The 16556-nt window shown below is 44.1% G+C and carries 18 protein-coding genes; 15 read left to right on the top strand and 3 right to left on the bottom strand.

Translation table 11 applies throughout. The features are described from left to right. The first annotated feature begins 6 nt into the window (after positions 1-6). The 9 genes from AC3WT9_RS03890 to AC3WT9_RS03850 all read left to right on the top strand — a co-directional run bounded on the left by AC3WT9_RS03890 (position 7) and on the right by AC3WT9_RS03850 (position 9457). The gene (locus AC3WT9_RS03890; RefSeq protein ID WP_341378751.1) at positions 7-1299 is read left to right on the top strand and encodes an opine metallophore biosynthesis dehydrogenase; all 1293 of its coding nucleotides are present in this window, start codon (positions 7-9) and stop codon (positions 1297-1299) included. After that, positions 1296-2897, top strand: coding sequence for a staphylopine-dependent metal ABC transporter substrate-binding lipoprotein (gene cntA, locus AC3WT9_RS03885; protein ID WP_341378752.1), 1602 nt, complete (start codon positions 1296-1298; stop codon positions 2895-2897). The genes AC3WT9_RS03890 and cntA overlap by 4 nt, the downstream gene beginning before the upstream one ends. 25 nt (positions 2898-2922) lie before the next feature. Then, entirely contained in the window at positions 2923-3855 is a 933-nt protein-coding gene (gene opp1B, locus AC3WT9_RS03880; protein ID WP_341378754.1) for a nickel/cobalt ABC transporter permease, read from the top strand. After that, positions 3856-4749 carry a staphylopine uptake ABC transporter permease subunit CntC gene (cntC, locus tag AC3WT9_RS03875; RefSeq protein ID WP_341378755.1) on the top strand — a complete coding sequence of 298 codons (894 nt, stop codon included), beginning with the start codon at positions 3856-3858 and terminating at the stop codon, positions 4747-4749. Positions 4750-4754: 5 nt separating this feature from the next. After that, entirely contained in the window at positions 4755-5576 is an 822-nt protein-coding gene (gene cntF, locus AC3WT9_RS03870; RefSeq protein WP_341378757.1) for a staphylopine uptake ABC transporter ATP-binding protein CntF, read from the top strand. Further along, the gene (locus AC3WT9_RS03865; RefSeq protein WP_341378758.1) at positions 5563-6366 is read left to right on the top strand and encodes an ABC transporter ATP-binding protein; all 804 of its coding nucleotides are present in this window, start codon (positions 5563-5565) and stop codon (positions 6364-6366) included. The genes cntF and AC3WT9_RS03865 overlap by 14 nt, the downstream gene beginning before the upstream one ends. Beyond that, positions 6363-7544, top strand: a complete 1182-nt coding sequence (gene cntE / locus AC3WT9_RS03860) for a staphylopine family metallophore export MFS transporter CntE (protein ID WP_341093472.1) — start codon at positions 6363-6365, stop codon at positions 7542-7544. The genes AC3WT9_RS03865 and cntE overlap by 4 nt, the downstream gene beginning before the upstream one ends. A gap of 345 nt (positions 7545-7889) precedes the next feature. After that, entirely contained in the window at positions 7890-9224 is a 1335-nt protein-coding gene (locus AC3WT9_RS03855; RefSeq protein WP_341378760.1) for a sensor histidine kinase, read from the top strand. 14 nt (positions 9225-9238) lie between these two features. After that, complete coding sequence (locus tag AC3WT9_RS03850; RefSeq protein ID WP_341093477.1) at positions 9239-9457, top strand: SHOCT domain-containing protein; 219 nt, start codon at positions 9239-9241, stop codon at positions 9455-9457. A 92-nt stretch (positions 9458-9549) separates the two neighbouring features. Here AC3WT9_RS03850 and AC3WT9_RS03845 read toward each other — a convergent pair whose 3' ends face one another. From AC3WT9_RS03845 to AC3WT9_RS03835, 3 genes are read right to left on the bottom strand one after another with little or no spacing between them, the layout of a single operon-like run. Next, the gene (locus AC3WT9_RS03845) at positions 9550-10836 is read right to left on the bottom strand and encodes an MFS transporter (RefSeq protein ID WP_341093478.1); all 1287 of its coding nucleotides are present in this window, start codon (positions 10834-10836) and stop codon (positions 9550-9552) included. Between the two features lie 45 nt (positions 10837-10881). After that, the gene (locus tag AC3WT9_RS03840) at positions 10882-11202 is read right to left on the bottom strand and encodes a DsrE/DsrF/TusD sulfur relay family protein (protein ID WP_341093479.1); all 321 of its coding nucleotides are present in this window, start codon (positions 11200-11202) and stop codon (positions 10882-10884) included. After that, positions 11199-11864 carry a metalloregulator ArsR/SmtB family transcription factor gene (locus AC3WT9_RS03835; protein ID WP_341378761.1) on the bottom strand — a complete coding sequence of 222 codons (666 nt, stop codon included), beginning with the start codon at positions 11862-11864 and terminating at the stop codon, positions 11199-11201. The genes AC3WT9_RS03840 and AC3WT9_RS03835 overlap by 4 nt, the downstream gene beginning before the upstream one ends. Before the next feature lie 731 nt (positions 11865-12595). On the opposite strand from AC3WT9_RS03835, the gene AC3WT9_RS03830 reads away from it, so the two are divergent. The 6 genes from AC3WT9_RS03830 to AC3WT9_RS03805 all read left to right on the top strand — a co-directional run bounded on the left by AC3WT9_RS03830 (position 12596) and on the right by AC3WT9_RS03805 (position 16528). Then, positions 12596-13249: a metalloregulator ArsR/SmtB family transcription factor gene (locus tag AC3WT9_RS03830; protein ID WP_341093482.1), complete on the top strand. Its 654-nt coding sequence runs from the start codon at positions 12596-12598 to the stop codon at positions 13247-13249. Between the two features lie 218 nt (positions 13250-13467). Next, entirely contained in the window at positions 13468-14427 is a 960-nt protein-coding gene (locus AC3WT9_RS03825) for a zinc-binding dehydrogenase (RefSeq protein ID WP_341093483.1), read from the top strand. Between the two features lie 169 nt (positions 14428-14596). Continuing rightward, entirely contained in the window at positions 14597-14884 is a 288-nt protein-coding gene (locus tag AC3WT9_RS03820; RefSeq protein WP_341378762.1) for a hypothetical protein, read from the top strand. Positions 14885-14991: 107 nt separating this feature from the next. Beyond that, positions 14992-15312 (top strand): thioredoxin, encoded by a 321-nt coding sequence (gene trxA / locus AC3WT9_RS03815; RefSeq protein ID WP_341093486.1) that lies wholly within the window; start codon positions 14992-14994, stop codon positions 15310-15312. Next, positions 15296-15646: a thioredoxin family protein gene (locus AC3WT9_RS03810; protein ID WP_341093488.1), complete on the top strand. Its 351-nt coding sequence runs from the start codon at positions 15296-15298 to the stop codon at positions 15644-15646. Before trxA ends, AC3WT9_RS03810 begins: the two co-directional genes overlap by 17 nt. A gap of 111 nt (positions 15647-15757) precedes the next feature. After that, positions 15758-16528 (top strand): SDR family NAD(P)-dependent oxidoreductase, encoded by a 771-nt coding sequence (locus AC3WT9_RS03805; RefSeq protein WP_341378763.1) that lies wholly within the window; start codon positions 15758-15760, stop codon positions 16526-16528. Positions 16529-16556: the final 28 nt, after the last annotated feature.

Raw genomic sequence — 16556 nt, 5'->3', positions numbered from 1 at the left:
CTGTATATGGACGACTTCAAGCGTGTATTATTACTCGGAACCGGGCCAGTCACCATTCAGCTGGCTGTTCTGTTCAAGAATCATTTCCAGTCCCAGGTTGGAATTGCCGGAAGAATCTCACACAGATCAGAACAGGTTATGGCCGCACTTCGTGAGAGCGGGAACCGGTTATTCACTGCAGTACAGAACGAATCACACCGCCTAATGAAAGGTGAATGCTGTGCGGACCAGGTATTTCAAGGCTATGAGTCGATAACGGGGGCTTGGGATACTGTAATTTTATCCGTAACAACCGATGCATATCTGCATGTATTGCGCAGTCTGAACAAAAATCTGTTACTGCAGGTTAAATGCCTCATTCTAATTTCTCCTACTTTGGGCTCTAACAGCTTAGTCCACAATTACATAAAAGAGATGGGGTCTGAGGCAGAAGTTATCAGTTGCTCCACTTATCTGGGGGATACTCGCTGGATTCACGGTGTACCGTCGAACGGTGCCATTACTACCGGAGTTAAAAGAAAGGTGTTCATCGGCTCTACTCGGGGCACTTCATACAATCTTGATTCGCTGAACCAGCTTTACAATGTATTGGGGATTACGCTTAGTGTCATGAGGTCTCCGCTGGAGGCGGAGAGCAGGAATATCTCCTTATTTGTTCATCCGCCGCTTGTCATGAATCACTTCTCGCTCAGTGCAGTCTTCGCTCAGAGTCCCGGCAGGAAGTATGTATACAAATTATTTCCGGAGGGGCCGATTACCCCCCGGCTAATTCATGAAATGCTGGAGTGCTGGAAGGAATTATCGGGGCTGTTCGAAGCGCTTAACCTGCCAAGCTTAAATCTCCTGAAGTTCATGACAGACGATAGTTATCCGGTCCGGGCGGAAAGCTTACCACAGCATGATATTGACAACTTCTTGTCAATGGAACCTATCCATCAGGAATACCTTTTATATATCCGTTACGCTTCCCTGCTGATCGATCCGTTCTCTGAGCCGGACCAGGAGGGAAAATACTATGATTTCTCCGCAGTTCCGATCCATCCTGTATTTATAAACAGGGAGGGAGAATGGGACATTCCACGGATGCCCAAGGAAGATTATTACCGTATCAAAATCATTCAGGGGATCGCCGGTCAGTTGAAGCTGAGTTGTCCAACGATTGACAAGTTCATTGAGCGTTACGAGCAACAATTAGTGATTACCGCTCATGCACTCCAAGGACAGGCTCTATCCAAGGCATTTCATGTCCAATCATTTTCTGAAGATATCAGAATAGTAAATATGGGGGGGTTCAAATGAAAAAAAGATATACTATTATCTTGGCAGCACTGGCATCAATGGCTGTATTAGCCGGATGCGGGAAAGCAGAGAACGGACAGACGAATGCATCCAAGCCAAACCAAGAACTGGTTTACGCCACTGTAAAGGATATCAATGATATGAATCCGCATTTGTATCCCGGCTCTATGCCTGCGCAAGGGAAGGTGTACGAATCGCTGGTTGAGAATACACCTGAAGGAATTAAGCCCTTGCTTGCAGAGTCATGGGATATCTCGGCGGACGGGACTATCTATACGTTCCATCTGAGAGAGGGCGTTACCTTCCATGACGGAGAGCCGTTTAATGCGGAAGCTGTTAAACAGAATATTGACGCAGTCCAGCATAATGCCGTCAAGCATACCTGGATCAAATTGTCGACCAAAATCGTGAATACCAAGGTCATCGACGAGTTCACCTTTGAACTGACCTTGTCTGAGCCTTATTATCCGGCATTGCTTGAGCTTTCCATGACGAGACCTTATGTCTTCCTTTCCCCGAAGGACTTTATGAATGGGGAAACCAAGGATGGGGTTAGCGGTTATAACGGCACAGGCCCTTACCGGCTAACAGAGCATAAAACGGACCAGTATGCGGTGTTCGAGGCCAATGAACATTATTGGAACGGCGCACCGGAACTCCAAAAAATCACGGCAAAGGTGCTTCCGACAGGGGAAACGACATTCCTGGCCCTGCAAAAAGGAGAAGTTAATTTTGTCTTTACCGATGACCGGGGGACTGACAGTATTGATGCGGAGGCCATGGACCGGCTGGCTGAATCCGGAGACTACCAGGTAGTGAGAAGTGAGCCGATGAACACGAAAATGATCGTGGCCAACAGCGGCAAGGCAGACAGTCCCGCACATGACAAAGCCGTCCGCGAAGCCATCTGGCATGCCATTGACCGGGAAACGATCGCCCGGCAAATCTTCAACGGCAAGGAGACTCCCGCCGGCACCTTATTTTCTTCCAATGTGAACTATGCTGATCTCGGACTACAACCGCGGGCCTATGATTTGCAGGCAGCAGAGGGTCTGCTGGAAGAAGCTGGTTGGACGCATTCAAGCGGAGATATCCGCATGAAAGATGGCAAAGCCTTAACCATGAAACTATATTATGATGCGGCTTCCTTATCCCAGAAGACACAAGCGGAACTGATTCAGAATACCGTTCAAGGTATAGGTATGCAGCTGGAGCTGATTGGTGAGGATTCTTCCTCTATTGCGAACCGTAGATCAACGGGGGATTATGATTTGTTGTTTAACCAGACATGGGGACTTGCCTATGACCCGCAAAGTACAGTCTCTGCATTTACTTCGGAAACAGCTTATTATCATGCCACAAAAGGTATTGCCCAGGCGGAGCAGCTTATCAGCCAAATAGAAGAGGTCATGGTGACCACCGATGAGCAGAAACGAAAATCTCTGTATACGGATATTTTAACAAAGGTCCATGAAGAGGCAGTGTTCATTCCGCTTACAAATGGTAATCTTACCGTGGTTGCTCCGAGCAGTCTGCAGGGAATTACCTTCAAGCAGACTCAATTCGAGCTGCCCTTCGAGAGCATGCACTTTAAATAAACCGGAAATGGAAGGGGAGGTCTGTATGAGCGGATTTATCCTCAAAAGGACACTGCTGGCAGTTCCGCTGCTTATCATCATTTCGTTTCTGACCTTTGCTCTGAATCATCTGTCGCCGCTGGAACCGGCTGAGGTTGTTCTGCGGTCACAGGGAGTACCTCAAATTACCGAAGCGTTAATCGCAGAGACCAAAACAGCACTGGGCATGGACCGGCCGTTTCTGATCCGTTATTTCGATTGGCTGGGCTCCTGCTTCCGGCTGGATTTCGGCGAATCCTATATAACAGGTACTCCGGTGTGGTCCCTGCTCGGGCCAGCCTTTCTTAATACTCTGAAATTGACGATGGTATCAATCGTTGCGATTTTTGCGCTGTCCGTCGGACTCGGAATCCTCTGTGCTTTGAAAGAAGGCAGGCTGCTGGACCGTTCAGTACGCGGTGTTTCGTTCTTCCTGACCTCCATGCCGTCCGCATGGCTTGCAGCAATGATGATCTGGTATTTCTCTGTCAAGCTGGACTGGCTGCCGACCAGCGGCATGGATTCCTTAGCGGGGTACATCCTGCCGGTGATCATTCTGACCGTCAGTTATGCCGGAATCTACTTCCGTATAGTCCGAAGCTCCATGTTGAGCCAGTTATATGAGGATTACACGCTATATGCCAGGGCTTGCGGGCTGCCTGAACGGAAAATTACGATGCGTATGTTAAAGAACTCCATGCAGGTCGCCGTATCAGTGTTCTGCATGGCCGTTCCGATTATTCTGGGAAGCACAGTAGTCGTGGAAAGTATCTTCGCCTGGCCGGGACTGGGAACATTGACCGTGAATTCAATCCTGGGCCGGGATTTCCCGGTCATCCAGGCTTATGTTCTGGTTCTGGCTGCCTCCTTCGTGCTGTTTAACACCTTGTCAGATCTCATTAATGCAGCATTGAATCCCCGATTGAGGAAGGAGTTCTAGATGACTGTATTTCATAAAATGTGGAGTGACAAGTTGGCTGCCTTATCTCTGACGGTCACCGCACTGGTCGCAATCATTGGAATTTGTGCGCCCTGGTTCGCACCCTATAGCCCGGAACAAGTTCGTATGGAGCTGCGTTATGCTTCACCGTCCTGGCAGTACCTGCTGGGCAACGATCATCTGGGACGCTGTGTATTGTCTAGATTAATTTACGGAATCCGTCCCAGTGTCCTCTGGGTGTTTGTGGCGCTGGCGGTATCTGCAATCTTTGGAGGCCTTCTCGGATTCCTGGCGGGCTATTTCAGGGGCAAGACGGATAACATCATCATGAGAATCTGCGATATCATGCTCTCCTTTCCCGGTTATGTGATGTCGCTGGCTGTAGTCGGTATATTGGGACCGGGAATCCAGAACATTCTGATTGCCTTCGTCATTATGAAATGGGCCTGGTTTGCACGCGTCATCCGCACCTCGGTCATGCAGTATGCCGATGCTGATTATATAAGATTCGCTAAGGCGCTTGGAATGGGCAACTTTGCCATCATCATGAAGCAAGTTCTGCCGGTAGCGCTTCCGGATATTGCGGTGATCTCCAGCAGCGCATTTGGCACCATGATCCTTCAAATCTCCGGCTTGTCCTTTCTCGGATTAGGCATTCAGGCTCCTCATGCAGAGTGGGGAATGATGCTGAATGAGGCCAGAGGAGTAATGTTTTCACGGCCGGAGCTTATGCTGGCCCCTGGATTGGCTATCGTTATCGTAGTTTCGGCGGTTAATTTCTGCTCCGATGCGCTGCAAGCGGCACTCGATCCTAAATTACAAAGGAAAATCCGCAAATTCCCGCGTAGTTTGGCAGTGTTCTCCGCCAAAACAAAAGGGGAAGAGGTGGCATAGATTCAATGGTTACGCTGGATGTTTCGAATTTACGGATATGGGACAACCTGAGCGGCAAAATAATCGTTTCGGATAGCTCATTCCAGGTTAGACAAGAGAGCTGCCTCGCTATTGTGGGGGAGAGCGGCAGCGGAAAGTCTGTCACCTGCCGGGCAATCATGAGGTTGAACAAATCCAATATTCATCAATCAGGGAGTATGCGGCTGAACGGGGTTAATCTCGCTGAACTTTCCGAAGCGGAAATGCGAAAGCAAAGAGGCAGGCAGCTGTGTCTGATTATGCAGAACGGCATGCGAGCCTTTGATCCTTCAAGTGTAGTCGGAAGTCATTTCAGAGAGACACTGCAACAGCACTATGGCTGGAACCCGAGTGATATAACGTCCAGGATGGCCAAGGCAATGGAGAGCGTCATGCTTAAAGATCCGGTTGCCCTCATGAACAAATACCCGCACCAGCTTTCCGGGGGGATGCTGCAGCGGATGATGATTGCGCTTGCTATTGTTCTTGAGCCCACGCTGATTATCGCCGATGAGCCTACGTCCGCCCTGGACACCCTTTCACAATTTGAAGTGATGGAACAGCTGATTTCCTTGCGGGCAAACACAGGGTGCTCCATGATCTTTGTTTCACATGATTTAGACATGGTGAAGCAGATCGCTGACGACATTGTGGTCATGAAGGACGGCGAGATTCTGGAGAGTGGAAGTGCAGCTGATGTATTTTCAAATACCCGACATGAATATACCAGGCACCTAATAGAAGCAAAGCAAGTGCTGAACCGGCATTTTAGCAGCAGGATGGGGGGCTTAGACCTTGTTGACCGTTGATCAGGTGGAGAAATCCTATGCAGGCAGGGGGTTGTTCTCCCGCAAAAGCAAGAAGGTATTACACAATATCAGCTTTACATTAGAAGCAGGCGAGGTATTAGGGATTATTGGCGAAAGCGGGAGCGGTAAGTCTACCCTGGGGCGCTTGCTGCTTGGCATTGAGAAGCCTGACCGCGGGACCATACAATTCGAAGGAATAAACATAGGTGAGCGGGCAGGCAGAAGGGGGAAGATCAGCGCGGTATTCCAGGATTATACTTCATCGATTCACCCCTATTATACTGTTGAGAAAGCCTTGGCTGAACCCCTTCAACTGTTGGGACAGAAAGGCAGGGAAGTCGAAGAGAGGATTGACCTCCTGCTGCGTCAGGTGGGACTGGACCCTTCTTACCGTAAGAAATATCCCCATGAACTGTCAGGAGGTGAAGCACAGCGGGTGTGTATTGCCAGAGCAGTTTCGACGGAGCCAAAATGCATTCTGCTGGATGAAGCAGTCAGCTCACTTGATGCTTCGGTTCAATTTCAAGTGCTGGAGCTGCTTAAGAAGCTGAAGGAATCGTACGGGATGAGCTATATCTTCATCACTCACGATATCCAGGCAGCAGTCTATCTGTGTGACCGCCTGATGTTTGTCCGCTATGGACAAATCGAGGAGATCTTATCTGCCCACCAATTAAACGATGTCCGGTCTGAGTATTCCAAAGACATGCTTCGGATGGCTTTACGCTTAGCCGGCCCAGGTGAAGACCGCAGCGTTGACCTGGAGAACCGGAAGGAGAGAATACTGTGAAGGGAGCCCTGTCCTGGCCCTTTCTGCGCCTGTATGTATTGACCCTCTTATATTTCAGTGCAAACTCTATTCTTAATGTAATCATCCCTCTTAAGGGAGAGTCCCTGGGCGCCAGTAACTCAACCATTGGCCTAGTTATGGGAGCCTATTTGTTTACGACCATGTTTCTGCGGCCCTGGGCCGGCCAGTTGATTCATCAGCTGGGTCCGGTTAAAGTACTGCGTGTTATTTTGGTAATGAACGCAGTCGCTTTGTCTCTTTATACATTTACCGGATTAGGCGGATATTTTGTCGCCCGAATGCTGCAAGGGGCATGTACGGCTTTCTTCTCTATGTCGCTGCAGCTGGGCATAATTGATGCCTTATCAGAGAAAGACCGCTCGCAAGGCATTTCCATGTATTCGCTTTGTGCATCGATGCCCGGTGTAATAGGTCCTTTACTGGCTATTAATATCTGGGAAACCGGGGAAATGAGTGTTTTTACAATAACACTTGTCGGAATGGCTGTCCTTACTGGAGCTGTAGGCTTCAGTGCCACGATGAAGACGGAGTCGGATAACCGGCCGGCTGCTCAGAGAACCGGCATGCGGGGTTCGTTTACCCAACTGTTCACGAATCCACATTTATTTCGCTGCAGTATACTAATGCTGGTATCATCCATTGTGTTTGGCGCAGTCACAACCTTTATACCTTTGTACGCAGCTCAGATTAATCATGGCAGTGCAGCCGTATATTTGATGCTGCAGGCGGCGATGATTGTCGCGGCACGGTTTTTTTTGCGGAAAAAGATTCCTTCAGACGGACGATGGCATCCTGTGTTTGTAACTTGGATTATTCTCGCACTCACGGTGGCGTCCTTATGCACGGGGTTTTCTATTGTCGGCGGATTTGCAGTCTTTTATAGCGGCGCTTTATTAATGGGATTAGCCCAGGCCATGCTTTATCCGACCTTAACAACTTATTTGACGTTCGTGCTCCCGGAGAATAACAGGAATGTGCTGATCGGTTTATTTATTGCAATGGCTGATCTCGGCGTATCGCTTAGCGGAGTGATTATGGGACCGGTTGCCGATTTATTATCATATACCTGTGTGTATCTTATTTGTTCATTATTGGGAGGCTCGTTATTATTCTTTATATATAACCAGCAAGGCGAAAAATTCAGAAGCTCCGGTTAACGGAGTGATCGCTGTGACTGCTGGGCATAGGTAGCACCTAAAAAGCAGCATTCTCATCAAGAGAATGGCTGCTTTTTTGTTAGGTATATTGCATTACTTCATCAGCTCAACCTTAGTCCCTCGACAAGCATGGGCCGATATCATGCAGGGAGCCGCATTCAAGGTATCACTGTGAAAATGTCTTCAAGCTTTGCTAAACGCCATGATCTACAGTCCATCATGCAAACAGTAAACGGTGGTTCAGTCCAGCCATTTCAAATATATCCGATGACCATGTTTTTATTGGAACTGTATTTGGAGTGGGGTATAAATTCTTGGTGAGTCATGATGTTTAATAGAGGCGGATTGAGCAGAAAGCTTCTTATTTCCCATGTCGGTGTTGCCCTTGCTGCTCTTCTGTCTATTGTCTTGCTTGTGAACTTGGTAATGAACATCTCGTTTAACCAATATCAGAAGAACCAGCAGCAGACAGAAATACAAGGTTTACTGGATGATTTAGAAGACGCTTATAATGTCTCTACCGGCCACTGGAATACAAACATTTGGATGACCATTTCGCACCAAGCGATGATTAGTGATTATATGGTTCGTGTTTATGACCAAAACCGTCGCTTGATTTGGGATACTAGTCAAATGGGCATGCAGATACAAGTGAATTCCCAGTCTGCACAAGACACCATTAAAAAAATAATCGTAAAAGGAAATCAGCAGGTAGGAACATTGGAATTTCTACCAGAGAAAGAAACGTCGCAAAGTCTGGATCAGCAGTTTCTGCGAATGTTTAACACCTTGTTATGGGCCGCAATGATACTCGTAATTGTCGGGACGTATCTGTTCAGCCGCTATATGGCCAAAAGCATTAGCCGACCTCTCTTAGAGATTAAAGATATTGCTTCGAAAATGAGGGAGGGGGATCTCAGCTCCCGGGTTGAAGTGTTAAATCAGAATACTGAAATTGATGACGTGGGGCGTACACTCAATCATTTGGCTGATGGATTGGAGAAGCAAGATCAACTAAGGAAATCACTGACCGCTGATGTGGCCCATGAGCTGCGAACACCCTTAACAACAATTCAAAGCCATTTGGAAGCCTTTCAGGATGGCATTTGGGAACCGACGCCGGATAAATTACAAGTGTGTCATGATCAAGTCCTGCGACTTGTCAGGCTCATCAGTGATTTGGAAAATCTGGCTGCTGTAGAGAATCCAATGGTTCAGCTTATGACGGAGGTCGTCTCACTTAACGAAATCGTTAGTGAGTCTTTAAATACGGTATGCAGCCAGTTTGGGCAGGAAAGACTTTCAGCTGACCTGATAAGTAAAAGTGACGTTTGGATCACTGGGGATCGTTCGCGGCTCCTTCAGGTATTTGTAAATCTGATAAGCAATGCCTTCAAATACACGAGTTCTGGAAGTGTTCATATTGAAGTGTTAAAAGAGAATGCAGAAGGCGTCATTATCGTTTCCGATACCGGAATGGGTATATCTAAAGATGAGCTTCCCTTTATCTTTGAACGTTTTTACCGCGGAGAGAAATCAAGGAACCGGAAAACTGGCGGAGCCGGAATAGGACTTGCAGTTGTTAAAGCCATAGTGGATGCTCATGCCGGCTCTATTCATGTTGAAAGTGAGATGGGAAAGGGAACTACCGTTCACGTTCGTCTTCCATTAATTCGATGAAAGGATGAGAGAAAATGATGATGGGTTATGGCTTCGGATTTGGAATATTTGGATTAATCATCAATTTTTTACTGATCGTAGGTGTAATCTATTTGGTGATAAGATGGGTTAGGGGAAATGGGAACTCACGATTTAATGACAATACACCAAGAAGAATCTTAGATGAACGCTTTGCAAGAGGTGAAATCACGGAAGAAGAATATTACCGGATGAAGAGCATTTTGCGGGATTAAAAATTAATGGAGATATGGTAAAATAACAATGAGCCCTTCACTCTTGTGAACGGCTCTTTTGTTATTTATAATTCTAGCTTGACTTATTATTATCATTTAAGATATTTTTTATACGGCCAAAACATGATCGGAATTAGCAATAAAGAAAGGATACTACCGGTATAAGAGAGAGTTGAATAGCTCGAATGTGCAACCACCATACCTGATAATGCTCCTCCGGAGGCACCCGCCAATGCTATTAGAACATCTACAGATCCTTGTACTTTGGCTCTATTCACAGGCGTAGTTGAATCTACGATTAAAGCAGTTCCACTAATTAAACCGAAATTCCATCCCAATCCCAAAAGTGAAAGAGCAACTATTAACATAACCATGGAGTTGGCAGGTGCAAGTGCAGCTACAACCCCCGAAGTAAGTAATGTTACACCTGAAGCAACAGCCATTATCTTGCGCCCAATTTTATCAACCAATATCCCAGTAATTAAAGACGGGAGATACATTGAACCGATATGAAATCCTATAACTAAACCTACATCTCCCAGCCCATGTCCATGATGCTTCATATGTACAGGTGTCATTGTCATAATGGCCACCATAACAATCTGCGTTAAAATCATGACCGAAGCCCCAAGAATTACACCTCTTCGCTCTAAAGACTGTTCCGATTGATGATCAGGATATTGTTTGGTATCAACTGAATGTACGGCGAGAGCATTCGCGATCAAAAGCGGATCAGGACGAAGAAATATGAGAAGTACAATACCAGCTAAAATATATGCCACTGCTGCTAAAATAAATGGCCCGCCTAGACTTGGAATCCCAATTGAAACCGCAAACTCTCCAGTTGTGTTAACAAGATTCGGTCCGGCTACTGCTCCAATGGTTGTAAATACCATAGCCATGCTTGCTGCCGTTGCTCTCTGTTTAGAGTTTGCTAAATCCGTACCGGCATAGCGTGCCTGTAAATTGGTTGCTGTTCCTGCACCGTAAACAAGAAGGGCGGGAAGGAGCAGCCATATGCTATTTAAAACGGCAGCTATAATAACGCCAATGGCTCCTATACCACCTGTAATAAATCCCAAACCCAATCCAAATCTTCTACCATGCTTCTGAGATATTCTACCGACCAACAAGGCTGCGGCTGCTGAACCAAGTGTAAATAATGCTGTCGGAACACCAGTGAAGTCATCTCTACCAAGCATATCCTGAGCCAGTATCGCTCCTACAGTTACTCCAGCTGCAAGTCCTGCACCTCCAAAAATCTGGGAAAAAATCACGGTAATCAATGTCCGTCGATACAGCTTCCTCTGTTTATCAGGTGATTCAATGTAACTTTTTATTATATCTTGTTGTTTAGTTGAAGATTTCGTGATCTGCATTAAAAACATCCTTCCACAGCATTGAGCTAATAGTATTGAACAACTTTAGAACGTCACCGTCTTATCAGCCCACTCAACAAGTTCTACGCAATCATTCATTGTGGAGATAGGACACTGAGTTAAATCTTCCAACTCTCTAGACTTCAAGCATGCCCCGCAAGCCAACAATTCTCCGCCTTGATCATTAAAAGTTGTCATTTGTTCAAATACATTATGTTGTGGATGGGTAATAGACTCACATTCTACGGCTTCTCCCATTAAGAAAAACCTAACTTTATGTTGTTTCTTTAGTGCCGCGTTAGCGAATCGAAACGCATTCCACGCTTTCTCGGACTCTTTTGTTTGGAGAATAATCCCTAACTTCATGGAGCTAACACTTCCTTACCTACATAGTCATTCCATTCATGAACGCTTTTATCCAAACGATACGCATCAAATCCCTGAGCTTTAAGCAATTCAATAGCTTTAATAGCCATTAAACAATAAGGTCCACGGCAATAAGCGACAATTTTAGTGTCATGTGGCAAAGCGGATAACTGATCAGCCAGTTCTTCAATTGGGAGCGATATTGCTCCTGGAATATGAGCTGCTTCATATTCATCGTTTGGTCGTACATCCAGAAGAGTGACCTCTCCAGATTCTAAGCGACTTAGTAATTCATCCATTGACACTGCTTCAACTTCTAAAAATTGGCCCATAAATTGATCCTTTATGTGTTGTATTTCAATTAACTGTTTTTCTGATAGATCATAAAAAGAGTTCAAGAAATGCAAAACAGCTGGATCGGCTAATTCATAATAGACGAAATTTCCACGCTTTTTATAATCGACAAGCTTCGCGTAATAGAGCGATTGCAAATGCTGCGAAACATTTGCGATAGACATAGAAGTAATTTGTGATATTCTCTCAACTGATTTTGGACCTTGTGTAAGTACATCAAGAATCTCTATTCTTTTCGGACTAGATAGACATTTACCAATGCGAGAAAATTCCGTAAATAACACATTTTTAAATTCTCTCTCGTTCAAACTAACCCCTCCTGTCTATTCAACTAATTTATTGAATGCTTTAACTTTATGCTGTTTCTGTTTAAATGTCAATTTACTTTTAGACAAAAATCAACGATTAGTCCAATATCTTAAAATAGAAGTGTGCTGAAGTAAGTACACCTTTTAAATCCTAATAGTTGTATGCTTTAACTATTAAACCGAAAAATGGAATCCAAATTTTCCTGCATTCGTATTTAAGAAAACAGACCCTTTAATAAGAATTTGCAGCCCATAGTTTGCTACAAAAGAATAAAACAATTCCTCCTCAAGCTTCTTGGTGTGTGCCCAAATTTACAGCTAGGTATGCGGGAACGGATTTAGAACCACTAACACAGCAGGCAAAATATGGTGCTACACGATGTCAAGACAGAGAATTTAATATCTTTAGGTTGTGAAAATAGTTACAAAGTCAGCGCTACCCGAGGAATAGGTGGGGGGCAAAGCCCAAGCGAAGGCGCGGGAGGGGAACGAAGTTCCCTCCATTATTCGCTTGGGGATAAGAGCAAAGCCTGACGGTTATACACCGCTGCGGGTGTAAAGTTCTGCAGAGATTGATGAGGCAAGTAGTGGTTGTGCAAATTTGATAGGAATATTGATGTCCAACTATGATAAAATAAGATTAATGCAGTGACTTTCAATAAACTTGAAATTTAGATCAGAACGTTATATGGTCAGTTATATAGTTGAACAAAAGGATGGGTTGAACACCTATGGATGATAAACAAATTGCTGAATTTTATAAAGAACAATTATTTTTGCAGTACGCCCGAATTGGAAAATGTTTATCCAGCGAACGAAGATTAGAAATTTTGAATATATTAGCAAACGGACCTAAGGCAGTCGAAAATTTGGCTCACATATCTGGAATGAATGTCGCTAATGTTTCGCGTCATCTTCAGATTTTGTTAGATGCCAATTTGGTACGCTTTTCAAAAAAAGGAACCTATGTTATCTATTCCTTAGCAAACCCATTGGTTGCTGAATTTATGGTATCTCTATGGAAGCTTTCTGAGAACCAGCTCTCTGATGTGATACGGATTAAACAAGACATTGAACAACACTTTAATACTGTTCACACCATCTCTAAGCAGGAAGTTTTAGAACGGATGAATAAAGGCAATTTTGTAGTATTGGATGTACGTCCGAGAGATGAATATGAGACGGAGCATATTGATGGAGCCCTTTCAGTACCTATGGAAGAACTCGATGCATATCTTGATACAGTACCGGATAATACCGAGATGGCGACCTACTGTCGCGGTCCTTATTGTGTGTTCACAACCCAAGCTGTTGAGAAAATACAAAAGAGGGGATTCAAAGCATATCGTATTGAAGAAAGTGTATTGGAATGGCGATCTAGCTAATATAAAAAATACTTCAAAAGAACATCAGGGATGGTGTTCTTTTTTGTTGATTTTAGTTTAATACAATAAGTTCACGAAAGTATATTCCAATTAAATATGGTGAATTATAACAAGGATAAATTCCTTTATTATATTATTCAATTATACAATAGATCAATATAATAAAATGATGTATGCTGATAAAGCACTACACATGTAAGGATAAGGGAGGAAAAAACATGCGAAAGATGAAAGCGATGCAAATACAAGCCAAGGGAGAAAAAATGAAATTGGTCGAGATACCGATACCTCAACCAGAGATGGGTCAGGTTCTCCTACGGGTTGAAGCGTGCGGTGTATGCAATGGAGACTCGAGAACGATTATGGGAGGTGCCCCAACCTATCCCAAGATTCCAGGGCATGAAGTAATCGGAATTGTAGAAGAGCTTGGAGATGGCTCGACAAAATGGAATATTGGAGATCGTGTGGGTATCGGATATAACGGTGGCCATAGTCACGTAACAGGTCTAACCATGAATGGTGGGTATGCAGAATACATGGTTGCATTTGAGGATTATTTAACAAGCATTCCAAAGGAAGTTACCTCTATTGAAGCAGCCCCTCTTATGTGTGCAGGTGAAACAACATTTAGCGCTATTAGAAACAGTAAAGCACGACTTGGGGACCTAGTAGCAGTCTCAGGTATTGGTGGCCTAGGACATCTTGCTATTCAGTATGCACATAAGGCTGGTTTTCGAACGGTTGCTATTTCTCGTGGCATTGATAAAGAGAAACTGGCTCGAAAACTTGGAGCGAATCATTATATTGACTTAGAAAAAGAAAATCCTGCTGAGGTTTTAAAAAGCCTGGGTGGTGCCAAAGTCATTTTGGCTACAGCGCCTAATCCCAAAGTTATATCTTCACTAATCAACGGACTGGGAACCGATGGAGAACTTATCATAGTCGCGGGTTCGAGTGATCCTTTGGAATTAACTTCAATGGATTTCGTGCGAGGGCAACGTACGGTTAGAGGTTCGTTTACTGGACAGGCAAAGGAAATTAATGACACTATTCGCTTTAGTGTTTTAACTGATGTGCGACCGATGATCGAAGTTTTTCCACTGGAACAAGCTAGTGAAGCTTATGAGAAAATGATGGCCGCTAAGACACGGTTCCGTGCGGTGTTAAATATATCCTAATAGATTATATGAATAGTATTAGTGATTTTCGCTGTTAATATAAAGGTCACGTAGAAGATTATTGACAGATATCATTTCATACACTACAATTCAATTGTATGATTGAATATTTGAATATTGATTATTTATTCATACATTAATTTACTATTAAACGGAGGTAGTAAGTATTATGCAAAAAGCATATCTAGAGATCACTTTAAAGGTTGAACCGGCAAACCGTGATGCGGCAACAAAAGTGTACACTACGTACAAAGAACCATTTTTAAAAGGAATTGATGGCGCTCTGACAAAAGAGCTGTTGGTTCGTGATGATGATGTACAGGTTTTACATTGCTTTAGCAGTGAAGCCGATGCAAAAGCTTATCTGCAAAGTGATCTTTTTAATAACGATGTTGTAGTTGGTCTAAAGAATTTGTTGGAAGCAGATCCTGAAGTCAGAATTTACGCAGCATTCTAATTAGAACTCAAAGGCCTCGTCATCGGGGACGAGGTCTTTTGTAAATCAATGTAATTCAAGTGATTAATTGAATGGAGTAAACCACTTTATGTTGAGGAGGAATATTAATGGGTGCAACAGCTTTGACTAAATATACTTTCCAAGAATATATTACTTCTGGTGTTTCTCTAGTTGACTTTTGGGCTTCTTGGTGCGGACCATGCCGAGTGCAACTCCCAATTGTTGAAGAACTAGCCACTGAAATGGTGGGGCAAGCGAACATTGCTACAGTCAATGTGGATGCTGAGCAAGAATTGGCTGCCCAATTCGGGGTGCAAAGTATTCCGACTTTACTTCTGTTTAAGGATGGTAAGTTAATTGATCAAATGGTCGGTGTGAAACAAAAAGAGTTGCTTAAGGATAAAATTCTGAATGCCGCAGGAAAATGAGGATTTTTTACACGAAATTAATTCTGTAGATGAGATTGAAGGCTTTCTGAAAAAACACCAATTTTGTCTACTCTATGTATCTAGACCAGAGTGTACTGTATGTCATGCAATCTTACCAAAACTGCTTATAATGCTTGAGAGCTATCCACAAATCTATGTAGGACACATAAACGCGAGTAGAGTAGAACAAGTAGCCGAAAGATTTCTTGTGTTCAGTGTTCCTACTATAATGATTTTTATTGACGGCAAAGAGTATCTCCGAACAGATCGCTTTGTTCGATTAGAACAGTTATCTGAGCAAGTTAATAGTATGTATAATTTTTTATTCAGTTAAACTCATTGTTATAAATAATATTTCCTTTTAATATTTATCCTATTATAATCGTTGTGACCCTAATCTACCTACTGATAGGTAGATTAATAAAATCAGAAGGAGATGCACATAATGAAATTTGAAAACAAAACTGTAATTGTAACTGGCGGAGGAACAGGGATTGGAAAGACAACAGCACAACGTTTTTTTGAAGAGGGAGCTAATGTCGTAATCAATGGCCGGCGCGAGGATGTTCTCAAGCAAACTGCGCTGGAAATTGATCCATCAGGCAAGAAGGTCATTGCTGTAGCCGGCGACATCAGCTTGCAGGAAACATCGAGAAAACTTGTACAAGCTGCTGTAGAAGCTTTCGGAGGAGTCGACATACTGGTGAACAACACTGGGAAATTTAATCCGACACCGTTTCTTGAACATACAGCAGAGGATTTGCAATCGTACCTGGATACCATTGTTAAAGGAACATTCTATCCTTCTCAAGCAGTTATTCCGGAAATGAAAAAAAGAGGTGGAGGAGCAATTGTTAATACTGGCTCCATGTGGGCAATACAAGCGGTAGAAGCCACTCCATCGGCTGCATATTCGGCAGCTATGGCAGGAAGACACGCATTGACAAGAAACTTAGCGGTGGAGTTAGCTGGAGATCATATCCGAGTAAACGCAGTGGCACCTGCAGTCGTTGAAACACCGATCTATAATACGTTCATGACTGAGGAGCAAGTAGCAGAAGTTTTGCCTAGCTTTAATGCCTTCCATCCCATCGGACGAAATGGTACAACAATGGATGTAGCAGAGGCCATCTTATTCCTGGCCAGTGATTCGACTTCTTGGATCACCGGTATAGTAATGCCTTTGGATGGCGGTGTTACTGCCCGACTCAGATAAACTTCCTTCAGCCTAAGTAGATCGATCG

The sequence above is a fragment of the Paenibacillus sp. EB106-06-01-XG199 genome, from assembly GCF_058791575.1.
Note: the sequence above shows the minus strand (reverse complement) of the source record. Positions and strands in the feature narration are given on the sequence as shown.

Coding starts and splice junctions, on each gene's coding strand:
- AC3WT9_RS03890 (WP_341378751.1), top strand. CDS start 7: ATGGACGACTTCAAGCGTGTATTATTACTCGGAACCGGGCCAGTCACC.
- cntA (WP_341378752.1), top strand. CDS start 1,296: ATGAAAAAAAGATATACTATTATCTTGGCAGCACTGGCATCAATGGCT.
- opp1B (WP_341378754.1), top strand. CDS start 2,923: ATGAGCGGATTTATCCTCAAAAGGACACTGCTGGCAGTTCCGCTGCTT.
- cntC (WP_341378755.1), top strand. CDS start 3,856: ATGACTGTATTTCATAAAATGTGGAGTGACAAGTTGGCTGCCTTATCT.
- cntF (WP_341378757.1), top strand. CDS start 4,755: ATGGTTACGCTGGATGTTTCGAATTTACGGATATGGGACAACCTGAGC.
- AC3WT9_RS03850 (WP_341093477.1), top strand. CDS start 9,239: ATGATGATGGGTTATGGCTTCGGATTTGGAATATTTGGATTAATCATC.
- AC3WT9_RS03845 (WP_341093478.1), bottom strand. CDS start 10,836: ATGCAGATCACGAAATCTTCAACTAAACAACAAGATATAATAAAAAGT.
- AC3WT9_RS03840 (WP_341093479.1), bottom strand. CDS start 11,202: ATGAAGTTAGGGATTATTCTCCAAACAAAAGAGTCCGAGAAAGCGTGG.
- AC3WT9_RS03830 (WP_341093482.1), top strand. CDS start 12,596: ATGGATGATAAACAAATTGCTGAATTTTATAAAGAACAATTATTTTTG.
- AC3WT9_RS03825 (WP_341093483.1), top strand. CDS start 13,468: ATGCGAAAGATGAAAGCGATGCAAATACAAGCCAAGGGAGAAAAAATG.
- AC3WT9_RS03820 (WP_341378762.1), top strand. CDS start 14,597: ATGCAAAAAGCATATCTAGAGATCACTTTAAAGGTTGAACCGGCAAAC.
- trxA (WP_341093486.1), top strand. CDS start 14,992: ATGGGTGCAACAGCTTTGACTAAATATACTTTCCAAGAATATATTACT.
- AC3WT9_RS03810 (WP_341093488.1), top strand. CDS start 15,296: ATGCCGCAGGAAAATGAGGATTTTTTACACGAAATTAATTCTGTAGAT.
- AC3WT9_RS03805 (WP_341378763.1), top strand. CDS start 15,758: ATGAAATTTGAAAACAAAACTGTAATTGTAACTGGCGGAGGAACAGGG.